Source organism: Neisseria sp. P0001.S005 (assembly GCF_051963715.1).
Window position 1 is genome coordinate 1 of sequence record NZ_JBQCTZ010000045.1, and the last position, 22,166, is coordinate 22,166.

Annotated in this window: 22 protein-coding genes and 1 tRNA gene; 13 read left to right on the forward strand and 10 right to left on the reverse strand. The window is 48.3% G+C overall.

From position 1 onward, the window contains the following. A partial coding sequence (locus ACTHSP_RS07960; RefSeq protein WP_440345929.1) for a YebC/PmpR family DNA-binding transcriptional regulator occupies positions 1-105 on the forward strand: 105 nt, incomplete at its 5' end. A gap of 60 nt (positions 106-165) precedes the next feature. Here the strand turns inward: ACTHSP_RS07960 and ACTHSP_RS07965 are convergent. From ACTHSP_RS07965 to tgt, 4 genes are all read right to left on the reverse strand, one after another. After that, entirely contained in the window at positions 166-657 is a 492-nt protein-coding gene (locus ACTHSP_RS07965; protein WP_440345926.1) for a disulfide bond formation protein B, read from the reverse strand. Between the two features lie 205 nt (positions 658-862). Further along, positions 863-1,261, reverse strand: coding sequence for a c-type cytochrome (locus tag ACTHSP_RS07970; RefSeq protein ID WP_440345927.1), 399 nt, complete (start codon positions 1,259-1,261; stop codon positions 863-865). 120 nt (positions 1,262-1,381) lie between these two features. Next, positions 1,382-2,392, reverse strand: a complete 1,011-nt coding sequence (gene hemH, locus ACTHSP_RS07975; RefSeq protein ID WP_440345928.1) for a ferrochelatase — start codon at positions 2,390-2,392, stop codon at positions 1,382-1,384. A gap of 85 nt (positions 2,393-2,477) precedes the next feature. Beyond that, the gene (gene tgt, locus ACTHSP_RS07980; protein WP_107723515.1) at positions 2,478-3,593 is read right to left on the reverse strand and encodes a tRNA guanosine(34) transglycosylase Tgt; all 1,116 of its coding nucleotides are present in this window, start codon (positions 3,591-3,593) and stop codon (positions 2,478-2,480) included. Between the two features lie 237 nt (positions 3,594-3,830). Between tgt and ACTHSP_RS07985 the strand changes: the two genes are divergently transcribed. The 11 genes from ACTHSP_RS07985 to accD all read left to right on the forward strand — a co-directional run bounded on the left by ACTHSP_RS07985 (position 3,831) and on the right by accD (position 13,632). Continuing rightward, positions 3,831-3,907: transfer RNA gene (locus tag ACTHSP_RS07985), tRNA-Val, on the forward strand. A gap of 52 nt (positions 3,908-3,959) precedes the next feature. Beyond that, entirely contained in the window at positions 3,960-5,873 is a 1,914-nt protein-coding gene (gene thrS / locus ACTHSP_RS07990; protein ID WP_314511647.1) for a threonine--tRNA ligase, read from the forward strand. Between the two features lie 17 nt (positions 5,874-5,890). Continuing rightward, complete coding sequence (infC, locus tag ACTHSP_RS07995; RefSeq protein ID WP_079453677.1) at positions 5,891-6,412, forward strand: translation initiation factor IF-3; 522 nt, start codon at positions 5,891-5,893, stop codon at positions 6,410-6,412. A gap of 142 nt (positions 6,413-6,554) precedes the next feature. Beyond that, the gene (rpmI, locus tag ACTHSP_RS08000) at positions 6,555-6,752 is read left to right on the forward strand and encodes a 50S ribosomal protein L35 (protein WP_003675505.1); all 198 of its coding nucleotides are present in this window, start codon (positions 6,555-6,557) and stop codon (positions 6,750-6,752) included. A gap of 12 nt (positions 6,753-6,764) precedes the next feature. After that, positions 6,765-7,124, forward strand: a complete 360-nt coding sequence (gene rplT, locus ACTHSP_RS08005; protein ID WP_003675502.1) for a 50S ribosomal protein L20 — start codon at positions 6,765-6,767, stop codon at positions 7,122-7,124. Between the two features lie 248 nt (positions 7,125-7,372). Next, the gene (gene pheS, locus ACTHSP_RS08010) at positions 7,373-8,362 is read left to right on the forward strand and encodes a phenylalanine--tRNA ligase subunit alpha (protein WP_314511649.1); all 990 of its coding nucleotides are present in this window, start codon (positions 7,373-7,375) and stop codon (positions 8,360-8,362) included. A 104-nt stretch (positions 8,363-8,466) separates the two neighbouring features. Continuing rightward, positions 8,467-10,830, forward strand: coding sequence for a phenylalanine--tRNA ligase subunit beta (gene pheT, locus ACTHSP_RS08015; protein WP_314511651.1), 2,364 nt, complete (start codon positions 8,467-8,469; stop codon positions 10,828-10,830). A gap of 114 nt (positions 10,831-10,944) precedes the next feature. Beyond that, positions 10,945-11,247, forward strand: a complete 303-nt coding sequence (locus ACTHSP_RS08020; protein ID WP_003680933.1) for an integration host factor subunit alpha — start codon at positions 10,945-10,947, stop codon at positions 11,245-11,247. Next, positions 11,231-11,578, forward strand: coding sequence for a hypothetical protein (locus ACTHSP_RS08025; RefSeq protein WP_063076401.1), 348 nt, complete (start codon positions 11,231-11,233; stop codon positions 11,576-11,578). Before ACTHSP_RS08020 ends, ACTHSP_RS08025 begins: the two co-directional genes overlap by 17 nt. 326 nt (positions 11,579-11,904) lie before the next feature. After that, complete coding sequence (trpA, locus tag ACTHSP_RS08030; RefSeq protein ID WP_314511653.1) at positions 11,905-12,690, forward strand: tryptophan synthase subunit alpha; 786 nt, start codon at positions 11,905-11,907, stop codon at positions 12,688-12,690. Between the two features lie 75 nt (positions 12,691-12,765). Further along, positions 12,766-13,632: an acetyl-CoA carboxylase, carboxyltransferase subunit beta gene (gene accD, locus ACTHSP_RS08035; protein WP_314511655.1), complete on the forward strand. Its 867-nt coding sequence runs from the start codon at positions 12,766-12,768 to the stop codon at positions 13,630-13,632. Positions 13,633-13,695: 63 nt separating this feature from the next. On the opposite strand, the gene ACTHSP_RS08040 is transcribed toward accD, so the two are convergent. The 6 genes from ACTHSP_RS08040 to ACTHSP_RS08065 form a co-directional block, all read right to left on the reverse strand. Continuing rightward, a complete protein-coding gene (locus tag ACTHSP_RS08040) occupies positions 13,696-14,142 on the reverse strand; it encodes a GatB/YqeY domain-containing protein (RefSeq protein WP_314511658.1) in 447 nt (148 codons plus the stop codon). A 102-nt stretch (positions 14,143-14,244) separates the two neighbouring features. After that, a complete protein-coding gene (gene rpsU / locus ACTHSP_RS08045) occupies positions 14,245-14,457 on the reverse strand; it encodes a 30S ribosomal protein S21 (protein WP_003680926.1) in 213 nt (70 codons plus the stop codon). A gap of 277 nt (positions 14,458-14,734) precedes the next feature. Further along, positions 14,735-16,582, reverse strand: coding sequence for a lytic transglycosylase domain-containing protein (locus ACTHSP_RS08050; protein WP_314511659.1), 1,848 nt, complete (start codon positions 16,580-16,582; stop codon positions 14,735-14,737). A gap of 178 nt (positions 16,583-16,760) precedes the next feature. Beyond that, the gene (locus ACTHSP_RS08055; RefSeq protein ID WP_314511661.1) at positions 16,761-17,228 is read right to left on the reverse strand and encodes an FxsA family protein; all 468 of its coding nucleotides are present in this window, start codon (positions 17,226-17,228) and stop codon (positions 16,761-16,763) included. A gap of 167 nt (positions 17,229-17,395) precedes the next feature. Then, a complete protein-coding gene (locus tag ACTHSP_RS08060) occupies positions 17,396-18,913 on the reverse strand; it encodes a polyamine aminopropyltransferase (protein ID WP_314511696.1) in 1,518 nt (505 codons plus the stop codon). A 124-nt stretch (positions 18,914-19,037) separates the two neighbouring features. Further along, positions 19,038-20,108 carry a porin gene (locus ACTHSP_RS08065; RefSeq protein WP_063068243.1) on the reverse strand — a complete coding sequence of 357 codons (1,071 nt, stop codon included), beginning with the start codon at positions 20,106-20,108 and terminating at the stop codon, positions 19,038-19,040. A gap of 327 nt (positions 20,109-20,435) precedes the next feature. Between ACTHSP_RS08065 and ACTHSP_RS08070 the strand changes: the two genes are divergently transcribed. After that, complete coding sequence (locus tag ACTHSP_RS08070) at positions 20,436-22,055, forward strand: ABC transporter substrate-binding protein (protein ID WP_070646423.1); 1,620 nt, start codon at positions 20,436-20,438, stop codon at positions 22,053-22,055. Positions 22,056-22,166 lie beyond the last annotated feature (111 nt).

Consider the following 22,166-nt stretch of genomic DNA (forward strand, 5'->3'; position numbering starts at 1 on the left):
TTGAGCGGCGAAGATGCGGTTAAGATGCAAAAACTGATTGACGCATTGGAAGATTTGGACGACGTACAAGACGTTTACACTTCTGCCGTGTTGAATCTGGACTAAACAGTTTAAAGAACAAAAGGCCGTCTGAAATTTCAGACGGCCTTTTTATATCGAAACCAATCAGATTTTTCTGGTTTTCAACCAAGCCCAAAGCAGCAGTAATACCACAAAGCCGAAATACAAAATACTCCATATTGGCAGGGCGACGCCGAATAGATAGTCCGGCTCGGCGCAGTTGCCAAAGCCGCGGACGATGGGTTCAAACCAATCGAACAAAGGCCAGTCGCGCAGGCGGAAAGTCCAGGGTGCGCCACAAGAAGGGGCGGTGCCGGGCGGCAGGCTTTGCAGCCAAATTTGATAGGCGGCGACACCGGCGCCGTAAATAGCCGGAGCGGCAATCAACAATGCCGAGAGCGAGCGGGCAAATTTGGAAGATTGAGAACTAAATGCCGTAACAATGGCCAACAGCCCGACAGCCAATACGCACAAGCGTTGCAGGATGCACAATACGCACGGGTTCATGCCCAAAACGTATTGGGAAATAAAGGAGCCGCAGGCGGCAAATATGGAGAGGACGACTAGAAATAAAACAGTCTTGCGGAAAAAGTTCATAACATAAAACCTTTCAGACGGCCTAGACGCAAAACAGCCGCTAAATAATGTTTACTTTAACACAAAACGCATATGCTTTTTTTGATTTGACGGTTTTTTGCGTATGTTTGTTGATGTTGCGTAACCATAAATATGGAAACAAGAATGTGTTCCATATCGAAAAGGCCGTCTGAAGTGTTCAGACGGCCTTTAGGGGAGAGACGTTTTATTTTTTCCCGTGAGATTTTTTGACATCTGCTTCAGTAATCGTACCGCCGCCATTATTGAAGGCGTTCATGATGTAAGTGGCAACAGCGGCGACATCGGCATCATTGATGGCAGTAGAAGGCATGAAGCCGTTGTAGGGTTTGCCGTTTACTTTAATCGGGCCGTTGATGCCTTTGGTCATGCTTTGCAACAGCACTTGCGGTTTTTTGTTGATATAGTCGGACTGGAATAAAGGCGGGAACATGGCACCACGGCCTTCGCCTTTTTTGCCGTGGCAGGCGGCGCAGTTGGTTTCGTAAATCTTTTGTCCTTTGCTCATCAGCGCGGCATCAGCGGCAAAAGCGGTTGGGATGCTGAGTGCGGTCAGAAGGAGCAGGATAGGGCGGAGTGCAGTCATGATGTGTTCCTTTTTGAGTGGTATTTTTGATGGCCACACGCTTGGTTTGCGTTTTAATAGCTTGATGATAACGCTAAAGGCCGTCTGAAAGTGGATTTTTCAGACGGCCTTTGGTTTAGGTCAAATCCAGCCTTGCAGATTGGCCCGACTTAATTGTGCAAGTGCGGCAATCCAGTCGGCGGAATCGTTGAGGCAGGGGATGTAACGGTATTCTTTGCCGCCTGCGGCGTGGAATTGTTCGCGTCCCATAATGGCGATTTCTTCCATGGTTTCGAGGCAGTCGGCCAGGAAGCCGGGGCAGAATACATCAAGTTTGGTCGTGCCTTGTTTCGGCAGATGATCAAACAGGGCTTGCGTGCTGGGCTTGACCCATTGGGATTTGCCAAACTGGCTTTGGAAAGAAACGATGTATTCTTGTTCGGACAAGCCCAATGCCTGCGCCAGCAGCTTGGCAGTATGGTGGCACTCGTCAGGATAGGGGTCGCCGTCGTCGTGATGCTTTTGCGGAATGCCGTGGAAACTCAACATCAGTTTTTCGCCGCGTCCGTTTTGGGCCCAATAGGCTTCAATATGCTGCTTCATGGCTTGAATATAGGCGGCATCGTCGTAATAACGGGAGACAGTGCGGACGCTCATTTGGTTGCGTTGCAGCAATAACTCTTGAAATACTTTATCCAAAGCCGCGCCGGTAGAAGAACCGGCATATTGCGGATAGAGCGGAATGACCAGCAATTTGCCCACGCCTTGGGCTTTGAGTTCCGCCAAAACATCGGCAACGCTTGGGTTGCCGTAAGTCATGGCATGACGGACGATGACATCGGGCAAATGTTTGGCCAGGGCTTCTGCTTGGCGGCGTGTGTAAACCTTAAGCGGCGAACCTTCTTTAAACCAAACTTTTTCATAGGCATGCGCGCTTTTTTTTGGACGAAAAGTCAATACCAAGCCGCGCAATATCGGTTGCCATAGGAGCTTGGGCAGTTCGACAACGCGTTGATCAGACAGAAATTCTTTCAAGTAAGGCTTGACTGCGGCAGCAGTGGGCGCATCAGGCGTGCCGAGGTTGAGCAGCAGGACGGCGGTGCGGTTTTGTGCGGTGTAGGCTAAGGGCGGTTCGGTATGGAAACGGGACATGATTGTGCTTTATTAATTAAGAATATTGAGGCCGTCTGAAAAGCAGTTTGAATCCAAACCTGATTTCAGACGGCCTTTAAAAGGATTAATCCACACCGCGGGCGCGGTTTTCATGGAATTGCGCCTGCCAATCGGCAAATTTACCTTGCTCGATGGCTTCGCGCATTTCTGCCATGATGACTTGGTAGAAGTGCAGATTGTGGATGGTGTTGAGCTGTGCGCCCAAGATTTCGCCGACACGGTGCAGATGATGAAGGTAGGAGCGGCTGAAATTCTGACAGGCGTAGCAGGTGCAGCTTTCGTCAATCGGACGCTTGTCGAGTTTGTGTTTGGCGTTTTTGATTTTCAAATCGCCAAAACGGGTAAACAGCCAGCCGTTACGCGCATTGCGGGTGGGCATAACGCAGTCGAACATATCCACGCCGTGTGCCACGCCGTACACTAAGTCTTCAGGCGTGCCGACGCCCATCAAATAATGTGGCTTGTGTTCCGGCAGGATAGGGCCGACGGCGCGCAACATACGGTACATTTCGGGCTTGGGTTCGCCAACGGACAAACCGCCGATGGCCAAGCCGGGGAAGTCGAGCTCTTCCAAGCCTTTCAGCGACTCTTCGCGCAAATCTTCATACATCGCGCCTTGTACAATGCCAAACAGCGCATTTGGGTTTTTCAGGTCTTCAAAAGCCTTTTTGCTTCGTTCCGCCCAGCGCAGGCTCATTTGCAACGATTTTTGCGCTTGGCTGTGCGTTGCTTCTCCAGGGGTGCATTCGTCCAACTGCATCACGATGTCGGAATTCAATACGGTTTGGATTTTCATCGACACTTCGGGCGAGAGGAAAAGTTTGTCGCCGTTGATCGGGCTTTGGAATGTACAGCCTTCTTCGGTCAGCTTGCGCATGTCGGACAACGAAAATACTTGAAAACCGCCCGAGTCGGTCAAAATCGGCTTATTCCAACCGATAAATTCGTGCAGGCCGCCGAATTGTTCGATGACTTCCAAGCCTGGGCGCAGCCACAGATGGTAAGTGTTGCCTAAGATGATTTGTGCTTTGATGTCATGCAGGTTTTGCGGGTTCATCGCTTTGACCGAACCATATGTGCCGACAGGCATAAATACCGGCGTTTCGATTTTGCCGTGGTTCAGTTCCAAAGTGCCGCGTCGGGCATGACCGTCTTTTTTGTGTAAGGTAAATTTGAGCATAGTAATAATAGATTGGACGTTCGCGTGTGTGCGAAATGAAAGGGCAGATTATAAAGGATTTTTCGTTGGTTGACGGCCGGATTTTATCTTTGTTAAGACAATGCTTCAGACGGCCTGAATGACGGAGGAAATAAAAAATGAGGTATAAATCAAACAAAAATATTCAGGCCGTCTGAAAAGTATTTACAGATGCTTGCAAAAGGGAACACGCTTCGTTACAATAAGCGACTTAGATGAAGGCACATAGCTCAGTTGGTTAGAGCACCACCTTGACATGGTGGGGGTCGTTGGTTCGAGTCCAATTGTGCCTACCAAATTTCCATAACGGCTTTATGCCGTTATTTTTTAATGTTTTGGAGCTTTCTGATGTTGAACATTACCTTGCCGGACGGTTCGGTCCGCCAATATGAATCACCCGTTACCGTGGCGCAAATTGCAGCGTCTATCGGTGCAGGTCTGGCAAAGGCAACGGTAGCGGGCAAGGTTAACGGTAAATTGGTGGATGCTTGCGATCCGATTACCGAAGATGCCCATGTTCAAATCATTACGCCTAAAGACAAAGAAGGCGTGGAAATTATCCGCCACTCCTGCGCGCACTTGGTCGGTCATGCGGTCAAGCAGCTCTACCCTGATGCCAAAATGGTTATCGGCCCGGTGATTGAAGACGGGTTCTATTATGATATCGCAACTGAAAAACCATTTACGCCTGATGATGTGGCCGCTATCGAAGCGCGCATGAAAGAGTTGATTGCACAAGACTATGACGTTATTAAAGTGATGACGCCCCGTGCAGAAACCGTCAAAATTTTCCAAGATCGCGGCGAAGAGTACAAATTGCGTCTGATTGAAGATATGCCTGAAGTGGAAGCAATGGGTATGTATCATCATCAAGAATACGTCGATATGTGCCGCGGTCCTCACGTTCCCAATACCCGTTTCTTGAAAAACTTCAAGCTGACCAAGCTGGCAGGCGCATACTGGCGCGGCGACAGCAATAATGAAATGTTGCAACGTATTTACGGTACGGCTTGGGCAAGTAAAGACGAATTGAAAGCCTATATCCAACGCATCGAGGAAGCAGAAAAACGCGACCACCGTAAGCTGGGTAAACAATTGGATTTGTTCCACCTGCAAGATGAAGCGCCGGGTATGGTGTTCTGGCATCCTAAAGGCTGGGCTTTGTGGCAAGTGATTGAGCAGCATATGCGTAAAGAGCTGAATGCTGCCGGTTATAAAGAGGTGAAAACGCCTCAAATTATGGATAAAACCTTCTGGGAAAAATCCGGCCACTGGGAAAACTATAAAGATAATATGTTCGTGACCAGTTCAGAAAAACGCGAATACGCGGTTAAACCGATGAACTGTCCGGGTCATGTACAAATTTTTAATAACGGCTTGCGCTCATATCGCGATTTACCGATGCGTTTGGCCGAGTTCGGTTCTTGCCACCGCAATGAACCAAGCGGTGCATTGCATGGTCTGATGCGTGTTCGCGGTTTTGTGCAAGATGATGCGCATATCTTCTGTACCGAGGATCAAATCGTTGATGAAGCACGCGCATTCAATGAATTGCTGGTTCGCATTTATAAACAATTTGGCTTCCATGATATTGCTGTGAAGCTGTCCCTTCGCCCTGAACAACGTGCAGGTTCTGACGAAGTTTGGGATAAAGCCGAACAAGGTCTGCGTGATGCATTGACCGCTTGCGGCGTAGAGTGGGAAGAATTGCCTGGCGAAGGCGCATTCTATGGTCCTAAGATTGAGTACCATGTTAAAGATGCCTTGGGTCGCTCTTGGCAGTGCGGTACCCTGCAGTTGGACTTTGTGTTGCCGGAGCGTTTGAATGCCGAATATGTAACAGAAAACAACGATCGTGCGCGTCCTGTAATGTTGCACCGTGCTATTTTGGGCTCTTTGGAGCGCTTCATCGGTATTCTGATTGAAAACCATGCAGGCTCATTCCCATTGTGGCTTGCGCCGGTTCAAATGGTGATTATGAATATCACCGAGAACCAAGCAGATTATTGTCGCGAAGTGGCCGCCAAATTGCAGGCAGCAGGCTTCCGTGTTGAATTGGATTTGCGTAACGAAAAAATCGGTTACAAAATCCGCGACAACAGCCAATACCGTTTCCCTTATCAAATCGTTGTCGGTGATAAAGAGAAACAAGAAAACAAAGTTGCGGTACGCCGCAAAGCAGAAGACTTGGGTTCTTTGAATGTAGATGATTTTATTGCACAATTGCAGCAAGAAATCACTGACGCCCTCGTCAATCATTAATTTTTATAGGAGTATTCATCATCGCTCAAGAACGCGAAGCACGAATCAATGGTGAAATTACCGCCAAAGAAGTGCGATTAATCAGTGAGTCAGGCGATCAGCTTGGTGTCGTTTCAGTTCGTGAAGCTCTGGCTATGGCCGAAGAGCAAGATGTCGATTTGGTAGAAATTTCCCCGACTGCCAAACCACCCGTATGCAAACTGATGGATTACGGTAAATATAAATATCAACAAGCCAAGAAGCGCGACGAAGCCAAGAAAAACCAAAAGCAGGTACAAATCAAGGAAATTAAATTCCGTCCGGGTACTGATGAAGGCGACTATCAAATCAAGATGCGCAACATCAACCGTTTCCTTGCCGATGGTGACAAAGTCAAAGTGACATTGCGTTTCCGCGGTCGTGAGATGGCACACCAACAATTGGGTGCCCAACTGCTTGAACGCGTAAAAGAAGAGTTGGCTGAAGTGGCACAAATCGAGTCCTTCCCTAAAATGGAAGGCCGCCAAATGGTGATGATGATTGCGCCTAAGAAAAAATAAAGCTATAATGCAAGGCTTATTTCGATTGCCGCTCGGAATAAGGTTTAATTAGCGGCAAAAACCGTGGTATTTTGGGATCCAAGTGTTTGAAATTTATTTCAAAACCCCTTATACCTTATCTAATAACGAATGGAGTTTTCCAATGCCTAAAATGAAAACCAAGTCTAGCGCGAAAAAACGCTTTAAAGTACTGGGTAACGGTGGTGTAAAACGCGGTCATGCGTTCAAAAGTCACATCCTGACCAAAAAAACCACTAAAACTAAACGTCAATTGCGCGGCACCGCTATGGTGGATTCACGCGATTTGGCTTCTGTTGCTAAAATGTTGCCCTACGCTTAAGGAGTTTAGAATATGCCACGCGTAAAACGCGGTGTTACCGCTCGTGCTCGTCACCAAAAAGTCTTCGCGTTAGCCAAAGGCTACCGCGGTCGTCGTAAAAACGTTTACCGTGTTGCCAAACAAGCGGTAATGAAAGCCGGTCAATACGCATACCGCGACCGTCGCCAACGCAAACGTCAATTCCGTCAACTGTGGATTGTTCGTATCAACGCAGGTGCCCGTGAAAATGGTCTGTCTTACAGCAAATTCATGAACGGCCTGAAACGCGCTGCTATCGAAATTGACCGCAAAGTATTGGCTGATTTGGCTGTATTCGACAAAGCTGCATTTGCACAATTGGTTGAAAAAGCTAAAGCTGCTTTGGCTGCTTAATTCGATAAGATTATTTAAAAAGGAAGCTTATGCTTCCTTTTTTCTTTTCCAAAAGAAACTCTATGTAGTTGATTTTCTTTCTTTAAACTCTATTTTTTTATACTAATTTGCGATAAAATAGGCCCCTCTTATCAAACGGATTGGCCGCACTAATACAAAAGGCCGTCTGAACAGGTTTGCAATCAAACCCAACAGACGGCTTTGTTGTTTCAGACGGCCTGCCATCAACAAATAGACGATAAACTACTATGGAAAATGTAAACCGTATCGTTGCAGAAGGTATTGCCGCTATTGAAGCCGCGCAAGACTTCAATGCCTTAGAACAAATTAAAGCACGCTATCTTGGTAAAACCGGCGAATTGACCGGACTTTTAAAAACTTTGGGTCAAATGTCTCCTGAAGAGCGTAAAACCATAGGCGCGCACATCAACGAATGCAAAAATCAGTTTCAGACGGCCTTTAATGCCAAACGCGATGCCCTGAATGAAGCCAAGCTGCAAGCTCAATTGGCTGCTGAAGCCTTGGATATTACTTTGCCGGGTCGTGCACAAGAGTATGGCGGTTTGCATCCAGTGACTTTGACTTTGCAATGTGTGGTTGAGCTGTTTCACGGTATGGGTTTCGAAGTGGCGGACGGCCCTGAAATCGAAGACGATTTCCACAATTTCCAAGCCTTGAATATTCCTGCAAATCACCCTGCGCGTGCGATGCAAGATACCTTCTATGTTGAAAACGGCGACGTTTTGCGTACACACACTTCGCCTATTCAAATCCGCTATATGCTCGACAAAAAAGAGCCGCCTATCCGCATTATTGCTCCCGGTCGCGTTTACCGTGTGGACAGTGATGCCACTCACTCGCCTATGTTCCATCAGGCCGAAGGTTTGTGGGTGGAAGAGGGTGTCACTTTTGCCGATTTGAAAGCAGTGTTTACTGACTTTATCCGTCGCTTCTTTGAACGCGATGACCTGCAAGTGCGTTTCCGTCCGTCTTTCTTCCCATTTACCGAGCCTTCTGCCGAAATCGACATCATGGGCGAAAACGGCAAATGGTTGGAAGTAGGCGGCTGCGGTATGGTACATCCTAACGTTTTGAAAAACGTCAATATCGACCCTGAGAAATATACCGGTTTCGCTTTCGGTATCGGTCTCGACCGCTTTGCCATGTTGCGCTACAACGTCAATGACCTGCGCTTGTTCTTCGATAACGATTTGAACTTCTTGAAGCAGTTTAAATAAATTTCAGATGGTCTTTTGATAGGCCGTCTGAAAAAGTGAATAGATATTACTGATTTCGTCTGATAAAAATTTGTTTCAGACGGCTTGATAGTAGAGAAAATAATATGCAATTTCCTTATTCATGGCTGAGAACCCAAGCCAATCCTGATCTTTCTGCCGATAAACTGGAACATCTTTTGACCATGGCCGGTTTGGAAGTGGAAGAAATCGATACTGCTGCCCCTGCTTTCAGTGGTGTGGTTGTTGCTGAAGTAAAATCCGTTGAGAAACATCCTGATGCAGACCGTTTGAACATTACCCAAGTTGATGCCGGTACGGGCGAGTTGGTTCAGATTGTTTGTGGTGCGCCGAATGTCAAGCCGGGCATTAAAGTGCCGTGTTCGTTGCCGGGTGCCGTTTTGCCGGGCAATTTCAAAATTAAGCCGACTAAAATGCGCGGCGTACCATCAAACGGTATGCTGTGCTCGACCAATGAACTGGGTTTGCCTGATGATGGTGTAGACGGTCTGCACATTCTGCCCGAAGATGCGCCTGTCGGTACCAATATCCGCGAATACTTGGATTTGGATGATACGCTGTTTACGTTGAAAATTACGCCTAACCGCGCTGATTGCTTGAGCGTTAAGGGCATTGCGCGTGAGGTTTCTGCGTTGACTCAATGTGCGTTTACGCCTGTTGAAATTCAGACGGCCTCTATCGGTAGCGAGAAAAAACAGGCTGTCCGTATTGATGCGCCGGCCGACTGCGGCCGTTTTATCAGCCGCGTTATTGAAAATGTCAATGCGAAAGCGGCTACTCCTGATTGGATGAAACAACGTTTGGAACGCAGCGGTATCCGCAGCATTTCCGCATTGGTGGACATCGGCAACTATGTGATGCTGGAAATCGGTCAGCCTATGCATGTTTTCGATGCTGACAAGCTGTCAGGCAGTTTGATTGTCCGCCGTGCTCAAAATGGCGAGACTTTGGCGTGTCTGAATGAGAAGACGGTTACTTTGGCTGACAATACACTGGTGGTCGCTGATGAAAAAGGTGCGTTGAGCTTGGCCGGCTTGATGGGCGGCGAGGCAAGCGCAGTTTCTGATGAGACACAAAATATTGTGTTGGAAGCTGCTTGGTTTGCTCCGGAGATTATTGCCGGTAAATCCCGTCAATACGGTTTTGGTTCGGATTCTTCTTTCCGTTTTGAACGCGGTGTGGATTACCGCTTGCAAGCTGATGCCATTGAGCGTGCTACCGAATTGGTGTTGCAGATTTGCGGTGGTGCAGCCGGTGAAATGGTTGAGGCACAAGGAAAATTGCCCGAGGCAAAACAGGTCGAATTGCGTTTAGGCCGTCTGAAAACGGTATTGGGCGTTGAAATCCCTGCCGAGCAAGTCGAAATTATCTTGCAACACTTGGGTTTGCAGCCTGAGAAAACTGCAGAAGGCTTCCGTGTCACTTCTCCTAGCTTCCGTTTCGACATCGAAATCGAAGCCGATTTGATTGAAGAAATCGGTCGTGTTTACGGTTATGAAAATATTCCTGACGACTATACTTCAGGCCGTCTGAAAATGTTGGCTTTGCCTGAAACCAAACGTCCGCGTTTTGCGGTTTATAACGAAATGGCGGCTCGCGGTTACCGCGAAGTGGTCAGCTATGCATTTGTGGATGAGCAATGGGAGCAAGACTTTGCTGCCAATACCAATCCTATCCGCCTGCAAAATCCGTTGGCGGCGCAGTATGCAGTCATGCGTTCTACGCTTATCGGCGGTTTGGTGGAAGTTTTGCAAAACAATTTGAACCGTAAGCAAAACCGTGTACGCGTATTTGAAATTGCCCGTGTGTTCAGCAAAGATTCGGCTGATCAATTTGTTCAAAACGAACGTATCGGCGGTTTGTGGTATGGCTCTGTGCTGCCTGAGCAATGGGGTGAGAAAACACGCAACGTAGATTTCTACGATATGAAAGCCGATGTTGAGAGTCTTTTGAAAAACAAGGAAGTATCCTTTGTTAAGACCAAACATCCGGCATTGCATCCTGGACGTGCCGCCAATATTGTTTCAGACGGCAAAGTAGTTGGTTTTGTTGGCGAGTTGCATCCGAAATGGCTGCAAAAATATGACTTGCCACAAGCGCCGCTGGTATTTGAAATCGATATGGATGCGGTATTGGGTCGTGAGAAAACCCGTTATCAGTCTGTATCCAAATTCCAACCTGCGCGCCGAGATTTGGCATTTGTAATGCCTGAGGCTGTGACGCATGATGATTTGTTAAATGCCCTGAAAGCGGCAGCAAACAAGCTGGTTCAAGAAATCAGCGTGTTTGACGTTTACCGCGGTACGGGCGTGCCTGAAGGTATGAAGAGCGTTGCCGTCAAAATCATTTTGCAAGATATGGAAAACACGCTGACAGATGAAGTCATCGAGCCTTTGGTTGCGAAAATGATTAAAGCGGCAGCCGAAAAAGATGCACAGCTTCGCGCTTAAAATAAGATAAAAGTTGTCGCCAAAAATCACCAATAATATTTGATTTTTTGGTGAGGACTTGATTTTTAAAAGAATTTTGGTAATAATTGCACCAGTTTGAATGAAGGTAAACACATGACACTAACTAAAGCAGAATTGGCTGATATTTTGGTCGACAAAGTCAGCAACGTCACCAAGAATGATGCCAAAGAAATCGTCGAGCTCTTTTTTGAAGAAATCCGCAGCACTTTGGCGCGTGGTGAAGAAATTAAAATTTCCGGTTTCGGCAATTTCCAATTGCGCGACAAACCTCAACGCCCAGGCCGTAACCCTAAAACAGGCGAAGAAGTGCCGATTACCGCACGCCGTGTGGTAACTTTCCATGCCAGCCAAAAACTCAAAGGCATGGTGGAGCATTACTATGACAAACAACAATAATCCGGTTATTCCTGCCAAGCGTTATTTTACGTTGGATGAGATGTGCCAATTGGTGCAAATCAGTCCGGCTCAGTTTGCCCAATGGCAACATGAAAATAATGTTGTGATTGGATACGGTGGCGATAGATATACGCGCTCAGATGTAGTTAAGTTGTTGAAACTGAAAGATACGTTTGAACCGTACATCGATACATTCAGCCGTGGCGCTTTGGATGCAAACGGCAATCCTGCCGCCAATGCGGAAGAAGTTCGTCATGGTCTGATGCAGATTTTGTCTGATTTGGAGCGTCATCTTGGTTCTGAACAACAAAATCACCATGTCGAGCTATAATCGATAGGGAAATTCTGATCAAAAGTGCGAAGGCATACAAAGATTTGCACAATTGATTCTAATAAAGGCTGTTTGAATGATTTTCAGACGGCCTTTATTGTTTTATATTGCTTTCAAAATATCAGAATCTTGATTGCAAATGATTCTATGAAATAGCCGTAAATGTTATACTTAGCCTCTTGTTTGCCGATTGGGAAGAAATAGTCATTGGATAATGCGGATAGATACCGCCTTTTCATGGCAGACTGAGGTTTTTAAAACAAATGTAACGGCAGAATAAATAGGCTGCCGGACAACATTCAAATCGATGAAATGGATAGCAGAAAATGAGCAGAATCCAACAAACTTTCTCAGCGCTCAATGGCGCAAAAGCACTGATTCCTTATATTACGGTGGGTGATCCCAGCCTTGAGACAACCTTGGCATTGATGCATAGCCTGGTGGCTAATGGTGCTGATATTTTGGAACTGGGTGTGCCGTTTTCTGACCCTATGGCGGATGGCCCGACTATTCAACGTGCGGCTGAAAGGGCGTTGGCAAATCATGTTTCCTTATGCGACGTATTGGAAACAGTACGCTTGTTCCGCCAAACCAATGATAAAACACCAGTTGTCCTGATGGGCTATTTGAACCCAGTACATAAAATGGGCTATCAGGCGTTTGCGCAAGCGGCTGCCGAGGCAGGCGTAGATGGCGTGTTGACCGTGGATTCTCCGGTAGAAACCATTGCTCCTTTGCATGAGTCGTTGAAAGTGCAAGGTATTGATTGCATTTTCCTTATTGCGCCAACAACAACTGAAGAGCGTATTCAAACGATTGCCAAAGTGGCCGGCGGTTTTGTGTATTATGTATCGCTCAAAGGAGTGACCGGTGCGGCAAGTTTGGATACTGAAGAAGTTTCGCGTAAAATAGAGCTTTTGCGCAAATACATCGATATTCCGATTGGTGTCGGCTTCGGCATCAATAATGCGGAGAATGCGCGTAAAATTGGTGCGGTAGCGGATGCCGTTATTGTCGGCAGCCGTATCGTCAAAGAGATTGAAAGCCACGCAGGTAGCGAGGCCGAAGCGGTAGGCGTGTTGGTTAAAGAGTTGAAAGACGCGATTCGCTAATATTTTTTATTCTATTATTTCAGACGGCCTTACATTCAACAGGCCGTCTGAATTCTGAATTCCAAGGAGTCATTCATGAGCTGGCTAGATAAAATTCTTCCTCCGAAAATTAAAAACCGAAGCAGTTCGTCCAGCGTCCCTGAAGGCCTGTGGCACAAATGTCCGTCTTGTTCGGCAACGGTTTATTCAACCGAGTTGAAGCAAAACAGCGAAGTCTGCCCGAAATGTAATCACCACAATCCGCTTTCTGCGCGCGAACGTTTGAATCTACTTTTGGATGAAGAAGGCCGTGAAGAGATTGCAGCCAATATTAAACCGACCGACCCGCTGAAATTCAAAGACAGCAAAAAATATCCTGACCGCCTCGCGGCTGCGCGTAAAGCAACCGGCGAAGACGATGCATTGGTTGTTATGAAAGGCACCATGAACGGCCTGCCTGTCGTTGTGGCTGCGTTTGAATTCCGTTTTATCGGCGGCTCTATGGGTTCGGTCGTGGGTGAGCGTTTCGTTCAGGGTGTACGTCGTGCCGTTGCAGATAATTGTTCGTTTATTTGCGTGGCGGCTTCCGGTGGTGCGCGTATGCAGGAAGGGATTAACTCTTTGATGCAGATGACGAAGACCAGCGCGGCTTTGCATTTGCTGACTGAAAAACGTCTGCCGTTTATTTCCGTATTGACTAACCCGACCATGGGCGGCGTGTCTGCCAGCTTTGCCTTCTTGGGTGATGTGGTTTTGGCAGAACCGAATGCGCTGATTGGTTTTGCCGGTCCGCGCGTTATCGAGCAGACTGTACGTGAAACCTTGCCGGAAGGTTTCCAACGTGCAGAATTCTTGTTGGAAAAGGGGGCAATCGACCAAATCGTCGATCGCCGTTCCATGAAAAAACGTATCAGCGATTTGATTACCTTGTTGCGTCATGAGAGCAAAGTAACTGCTGCTTGATTGGCACAATAAGAAAGGCCGTCTGAAAATAATATTTCAGACGGCCTTTTTGATTATTGATGATTAAGCAGTCAATGCGGCTTTCAAAACCTTATTGACTTCACCCATGTCAGCTTTGCCGGCCAGACGGGTTTTCAATACACCCATGACTTTACCCATATCTGCCATGCCTGATGCACCGGTTTCTGCAATGGCTGCATCAACGACAGTCTTGATTTCTTCTGTGGACATCATTTGCGGCAGGTAGCGATTGAGGATTTCGATTTCCGCGTTTTCTTTGTCAGCCAAATCTTGACGGCCGGCTTCGGTGTAGATTTTGGCGCTGTCTTTGCGCTGTTTTACCATTTTGGTCAGGATAGAGATGACTTTTGCGTCATCGGCTTCGGTGCGCTCATCTACTTCAAATTGTTTGATGGCGGCATTAATCAGGCGGATGGTGCTTAAAGACACTTGGTCTTTGGCACGCATGGCGGTTTTCATGTCTTCGGTTAATTGTGTTTTTAGGCTCATAATGTTCTCACTTTATATCAATAAAAAGGTGCTGTCTGAAAAACAAAACACACCGCAAAGCTGCCCTTGCGGTGTGTCGTTTATCACAGGGCAGGCCTGTAATTAGTACATTTTAGGAGGCAGTTGTTGGCTGCGCAGGCGTTTTTGCAGACGTTTGGCTGCAGCAGCTTTTTTGCGTTTGCGTTCGGTAGTTGGTTTTTCGTACGCTTCACGGGCGCGCAGTTCGGTCAACAGACCGGTTTTTTCTACGGCACGTTTGAAACGACGCATGGCAACTTCAAATGGTTCATTCTCTTTAACACGAATAGCAGGCATTTTATTTCCTTTAAATTTTGTTCAATCAAACCGTTTTAAGAAATAGAGGACGGTTTGTCATAATGGGGTAGTTGTTGTATCGCTGGTTTGCCTAGGGCAGGGCGGGATACGCGCCGTGATGTAAACATCACCTCCTAACAAGTCGGCTTTTGCCGTGCAAGTGACCTTTTCGGTCAGAAACAATCGGGCGATTATCTTATAAACCCGATAGTCTGTCAAGGTTGCAGGCCGTCTGAACGTTTGATTCTGTCTCACTTTTCAGACGGCCTATCGGGTATTAATAACGGCCGGGAACCGTACCCATACGTTGTTTCAACGAAGTTTGCGGTTCGTTGAACAATGACGCGTAATAAGTCGCGTTGGTCATGACTTTTTTCACGTAGTCGCGGGTTTCGGTGAATGGGATGGTCTCGGCGTAAATAGCACCTTCCAAAGGAGTAGAAGCCTGCCAGTTGCGGGCGCGGCCAGGGCCGGCGTTGTAGCCTGCGGTGGCCATCACTTCGTTATTTTGCAGGCGGCGTTTGGCATCTGCCATGTACCAAGTACCCATGCGGATGTTGCCGTCCATGGTGTAGAGTTCGCTGCTGCTCATGCCGATTTTGCCGGCGATTTCGCGGGCGGTCGCAGGCATGACCTGCATCAAGCCTTGTGCGCCGACGCTGGATTGCGCGCCCATGACAAAGCGACTCTCTTGGCGAATCAAACCGTAAACCCATGCCGGGTCAACGCCTGCCTGTGCGGCATAGCGGACGGTCAGGTCTTTAAATGGAGAGAGGTAGCGCAGTTTGTAGTTGAGTTTGTGGTCGGTACGGTCGGCGCTGTTGATTGCCATGTCGTAGAACTGGTTGTCAAAAGCGACTTGTGCGGCAGTCAGCAGATTGTCTTCGTTGAAGTCGCGGGTGGCAAAACGCCATTCTACCTGCGCCTGACGGCGCATTTTGGAATCGCCGTTGCTTTGGCTGTTTTTAAACAGAACCAATGCGCGTTTGATGGCACCGTCTTCACTCATGCGGCGGACGTCTCTGGCATCGGCATCGGAAACGTTGTTGCGCGTATTGATGCGGCGGCCCAATTCTTCACCTGCCATCACGGCGTAGAAATTGCGGCCGGAAGCAGCGGCTTTTTCGTACATTTCTTTGGCTTGGCCGCTTTTGCCTTGTGCGGCAAAGCTACGGCCCAGCCAATATTGCCATGTCGGGTCTTTTTGCAGTTTTTCAGGCATATGCTGAATCACGCTTGCCAATTCGTCCCAACGTTGCAGGCGCAAAGCGGCGCGTGCGTACCATTCTAATTGTTCGTCGGTCAGTTGCTTGCGGTCGGAAACGCGGCCGTAGTAGCTCAAAGCAGTCGGCATGTTTTGGCTTTGTGCATGATAGTGGCCCAGTACGCCCCATGCGAAGCTGCGTTGTTCGCGGCTGAGGCCGGATTCCATGCCGGACAAGGTAGCGGCGGCAGAAGTGGATTTGCGTGCATCTTTGCCGATCACGCTCAACAGGCTGTATTCGGTCGCACCTTGCGTGCCACCTTCAAATGGGCTGCCCAATGCGGCGGCAAGGTTGCGTGCGTCTGTGGTTTGGCTGTTGCTCAACAAGCCGCGCACGCGACGCCATGCGTCGTTGGTGTTCAGACGGCCTGAAGCTGCCGCGCTTTCAACCAAGCGGGTACAGCCGGCAGGCAGTTTGCTGGTCACGCGAACCAGTTCGGCGGCTTTGCTGTAATTGCCGCTGCTCAAATCAGCATAACATTGCACTTCTTGTGCGACGCCGGCAGCGTTCAATTTGCTGAATTCTTGACGGAACAAATCCCATTGGCCGCGCGCGCCCAAGGTTTTCAGCCATTCGTTGCGGACGTTTTCAGCCATTGCGCTGTCGCTGGCTTGGGATAAAAATTGTTGTACCCAAGCATCGTCGCCACGTTTGGCAGCATCGATGGCGCTTTGGTATTGGCTGTAATCGGACAGAACTTTGGATTCGCTGTCGGCGCGGCGTGAAGGAATAGAAGTAGATTTAGGCTGAACGACGGTTTCGGTTTTCGAAGCAGTCGGTGTGTTTTGGGTGGCGCACGCCGATAAAACAGCGGCGGTAATCAAGCTGAGGGAGAGAGGGAAAAGACGTTGAACGTTCATTGGATACCGTGTCGTTTTTAGAATCAAAATAGTTGCTTATTTTAAATGATTTATGCGGAATAACCGAATTACAAACCGATATTTACATTTTCAAAGCCTGGAGATGACTAAGGCCGTCTGAAATATGAAACACTTTTGAGGTATTCCTAATTCAGACGGCCTGTTATGAAGGAAGTCATCAATCGGGTTTGTGTTCGATATAGTCTTGCGGCTTGTCGGCTTTGCTGGGGCGCGTAACCGTATATTCGCCTTCGATAATGTCTTCATCATCTTTGGCGGAGCTGTAAGTCTGACGGCTTTGGAAAGACTGCGTAGAAGAAACGGCCGCGTTGCCTTTAAACGGAATCAGCAAGAGCAGGGCAACGGCGGTTGAAATAAAACCGGGGCTGAGCAGGAAAACCGCGGCGGCAGTATAGCGAATCGGCCACAGCATCTGATAGAGGGAAATGTTTTGGCCGCTGCGGACGGCTGCGCCTGCGAGCAAAAGGCCGGAAATGCCGGTATGGCGCAGCATAAAGATACCGCTGATAAAGCTGACGGCCATCACAAACAGCGTCCAGCCGCCACCTATCCAGTCGGCAACCCAGACGATGGACATGATTTCCAAAAAGATTAAAACCAAAAAACCGATTCCAAAATACTGCATAAGTGTTTGTTCCTTCATTCAACGGATAGTGTCGATTGTGTTCTATCTAGATAAAGATAAACCTTATTTTTTCAAGCAAATGCTGTGTGAAAAAGGGTAAACGGGTAATGAGGCCGTCTGAACGGGGATAAAAAGAAGACAGATGTTTCAGACGGCCTTTAGATATTCTATCGCATCACATTGTTCCAATCGCTTTCAAAATAACTGACGAGAATTTGGTTGTTCAAATAATTTGCTTCCACCTTGCGCCTTGCCATATCGGGCGGAAAACGGAACATTTCGGCGACAGTCTGGGCATTGAGATAGCGGGTGGGCACGTCGAATTTTTGCGGAATGGGGAAGTTTTGGTCAAGCCCTGCCAACACAAATCCCCATTCGCCAAAGGAAGGGACGTAGACATGATAGGGCGCGGTATTCAACTTGGCCGCTTCGAGGGTGGCAACGACCGACCAGTAGGCGTTAGGGGCGAAATAAGGCGAAGTCGATTGCACAACAATCTTGCCCTGCGGCTCAAGATGGCGGGCCACGAGTCGGTACATGGGGACGGAGTAGAGTTTGCCCAGCGAGAAATTGGATGGGTCGGGCAGGTCGATGATGATAACGTCGAATTTTTCAGACGACCCTTCCAGCCATTTGGCGGCATCGTCGTTGACGAGGTGCATTTTGGGATGGGACAGCGAACCTTGATTGAGCGCGCTCAAGGTGGCGGAGGTTCTAAAAGTGGCGGTCATGTCGGGGTCGAGATCGACCAAAGTAACATTTTTGACTTGCGGATATTTCAAGACTTCGCGTGCCGCCAATCCGTCGCCGCCGCCGAGAATCAGGACGCGTTCGGCATTCGGCACCATCTGCATGGCAGGCAGAACGAGTGCTTCATGGTAACGGGCTTCATCGCGAGAGGAGAATTGCAGGTTGCCGTTGATGTAGAGGCGGGTGTCGTCTTTCCAGCGTGTCACGACCAGCCGTTGGTAGGGCGAGTGGCTTTGATAGACGACGGGATCGCCAAAATAGCTTTGTTCGGCTTTGAAAGAGATACGGTCGGCGTAGACGAAGAGTGTAATGAGCGCGGTCAATACAATAAACGCACGCGTACGGATGGAGTGATAGCGGGGTAATTCCGCTTTAAACACGCGTGCGGTCAGGTAGGCGACGGCGGCGTTGAAGATGCCAAACAATAAGGCGGAACGCGCCATGCCGAGTTTGGGGGCGAGCAGAAGCGGAAATAATAACGAGACGGCAAGTGCGCCTAAGTAGTCGAAGGTCAGGACTTTGGAAACGAGTTCTTTAAATTCCGCACCTTTTTGGTTTAACACGCGCATGACCAATGGGATTTCCATGCCGACAACCATGCCGACAATCAGTACAAAAGCGTAGAGCAGGGTGCGGAACGGGGCGGCGGATAAACCGAAGGCCACAAATAATGCCAGCGCAGAAATACCGCCGATGATGCCGACCAGAAGCTCGATTTCGATAAAGCGGTGCAACACGTCTTTATCTTTGATGTATTGGGTCAGGTGGGCACCGATACCCATTGAAAACAGATAAAGCCCGATGACGGAGGAAAACTGCAAAATACTGTCGCCCAAAAGATAGCTTGCGAGCGCGGCGATGATGAGCTCGTAAGCGAGGCCGCAGCTGGCGACGATAAAAACGGAGATGATGAGGGTGTGGTGGGCGTTCATGATGACGTTTTTGTTGCTTGAGTGTGGGCAATGTAATGATTTTTAAGGTGGGCTGCAAGTTTAATTATAGGATGTAGAAAAGGCCGTCTGAACAAATTGTTTCAGACGGCCTTTAATCTGTCAGGCATTAATAGCGGTGTTTGAATACCATGCCCACGGCGTAAGAAGATTTTTTCGGCAAATCTTCATCGTATTTCGGATTGACGTTTTCTTTCAACCAGCCGGCGCCGAGTGTGGCGGTTGTCCGTTTGGAGAAGCTGTAATCGGTGCTGACGGCGACGTGTTTGTAGTCTTCGCCGACAGAGCTTTTACCGTAGGCAAAGCCGATTTGAGGTTTGAAATTGCCCACTTTGTATGAGCCGGACACCATAAATTCTTTGGTGTTGTTGATTTCTTTGTCGTAAGAACCGGCTACGTTGCCCGCCGCATCTTTCCATACGCCCCAGCAGCTGAAGCCGTCGCAAGTGTTTTTGGCGTATTGGAACGCGGCATCGACGGAGATTTTGTCTTTGCTGTATCCGGCCATGAATGCATGGGCTTGGAAGTCTTTGGTTTCGGTTGGGGAGTCGTTGGGTGCGTATTCGGCAGCGTAGTGCGCGTTAAAGCCGTTGTTGGGGTGGTAGTAGTCTACACCCCAGCCGAAGACCCAGTCGCCGTCACGTTTTTTGTCCGGATTCCAGTCATTGTTGTTGCGCGCGGCATTGGAACCGGGGGAAACGTTGAATTTGAATTGGAAACCGTTTTTCCAAGGTGACTCATAAGCCATGGAAACACGGCGTTGGCCGAAGCGGGAAATTTTGCCGAACTCCAAAATCGGGCTGTTGGTGTCGAACGGGTTCAGATAAATGCTGTTCATGGGCGTACTGATGTAACCCATTTTGACGGTGCCAAGGTTTTTGTAGCTGTTGAGTGCGACGTATGAGTCGGCAGTACCCCAGCCGCCCCAGCGGTCGGAATCGAAGTAAATAAAGGAGCCAAGTTGCCATTTCAACCATAAGTCGTTGTTGAGTCGTACTTCATCGGAGAGATAAAGACTGGAACTTTTATCGGAAATGGTTGTATTGGTTACACCGGTTTTATTGTTGTGTTCGACCTCGGTCATGATGTAGATGGTGCCGCTCATTTTAGGTTCGGCGTGGGCGGCACTTAGGGAAGAGCCTATGAGGGCAGTGGCAATAAAGTAAGATAACTTCTTCATTTGATTCTCCTTTTTATGTCTTTTTCTTGATTATGGCGAAAGAGTTCGGATAATCTTATTTGACAAAACATAAAAAATCAATACATTTGTAACTTATCGTAGGATAAATTGAAAAATAGTTTTCAGTTACGTATTTTTGTGTTAATTTGCCAACAATCTTAGACGGCTATTATTATTTCGATGGAATATGTGGTTTAAAACACTATTTTTATGACTTGAAATAGATGATTTAACTGCACTGGAAAAGTTCTAAATAAATGTAGTCTGGTGTAGTTTGAATAATCAGGCCGTCTGAAAAAGAAGAATACCCAAAAGAAGGAATGAAATATGGCCGGAAAAACCTATCCGCTGTTGGCTGCATCATTGGCTGCCGTATTTGCGTTGTCGGCGTGCAGCCGCGATGTCAAGCCTGCCCCTGAGTTTAAACGTACCGATTATGAGCGCGTAGTGGTCAGCAACGGCGTCGAGCCGGGTACGCTGGATCCTCAGATGAGCGGCGATATGGCGGCTGGTGCGATTATCCGTCAGTTGATGGATGGTTTGGTCGGTACGGACGCCGAAGGCAAAACCATTCCTGCTTTGGCGGAAAAATGGGAGAGCGAGGGCGAGCGTATTTGGACCTTCCATCTGCGTGATGCCAAATGGAGCAATGGCGATCCGATTACTGCCGAAGATTTCGTGTATAGTTTCCGCCGTCTTGCCGATCCGGCTACCGGCGCACCTTTCGGCAGCTATTTGGTCGATGCCCAAGTGGAAAATGCGGAAGATATATTAAACGGTAAAGCCAAGCCTGAGACATTGGGCGTCAAGGCATTGGACGCGAAGACCCTGCAATTTACGCTGATTGCGCCCGTGCCTTATTTCCCCGATATGCTGATTCAGCAATTCACGTTTCCGGTGCACCGCGCCACTGTCGAAAAATACGGCAATAAGTGGACGCAGCCCGGTCATTATGTTTCCAGTGGCGCTTATCTGTTAAAGGATTGGAAAGTCAACAGCCACATTAATATGGAACGCAATCCCAATTATTACGATAAAGACAAAGTAGCCATTCCGAAGGCGGTTTTCTTGTCAGGCAGCGGCGAGTACAACCGTTATCGCGCCAATGAAATTGATGTGACTTATGGTATTCCCAGCGATCAGGTCAAAGTGGCGGATATTGAGTTTCCGGGACAAGTAAGACGTACGACTTCTTTGTGCAGCTGGTATTTGGAGCCAAACCACGAAGCGGCGCCGTTTAACGATCCGCGCGTCCGCAAGGCGCTCAATATGCTGACGCGCCGCGACATCGTCGTCAAAGTAGGCGGCCGTGGCGATACGCCTGCGTTCCAATTGACGCCGCCGCAAATGCAGGGCGTGATTCCTGTTTATCCGGAGTGGAAAGAGTGGACGCCTGAAAAACGCATCGAAACCGCACGCAAACTGTTGAACGAAGCAGGCTACAACGATGACCATCCGCTTGAGTTCGATATTTTGTACAGCACCAGCGAAGCGTCCAAAAAACAAATTACTGCCGTGCAGTCGGTGTGGAAAGCCGCCATTCCGTTTATCCGTCCGACTTTGTCCAACGAGGAATGGAAAACTTATTTGGATACGCGCGCGCAAGGCAATTTCAAGGTTTCGTTCAGCGGCTGGTGTTCTGATTTTAACGATCCGGCGGGCATGCTCAATATCTTGAAATCCAACAACTCAAACAATGCATTCCGCTACAAAAGCGCGGCGTTTGACACATTTATGAACAATACGCTGAAAGATGGCGTCAGCAAGGAAGCGCGCAGCCAGCTCTATGCCGATGCGGAGAAGCAGCTTCAAGAAGACGCTGCACTGATTCCGCTGTATCATCAGGTTGAAGTGCGTATGGTCAAACCCGATGTTATCGGCTATTCCGACAAAGATCCTTTGCGGAACTACACGGTCAAGAGCTGGTCGTTCGCACCGAAAAAATAGATTGATTATAGACAGCACAAGTTTTCAGACGGCTTTGATGACAGAGGCCGTCTGAAACAACAGGAGACATAACACATGAAATCTGTACAACAACGTTTGTCCGCTTTACGC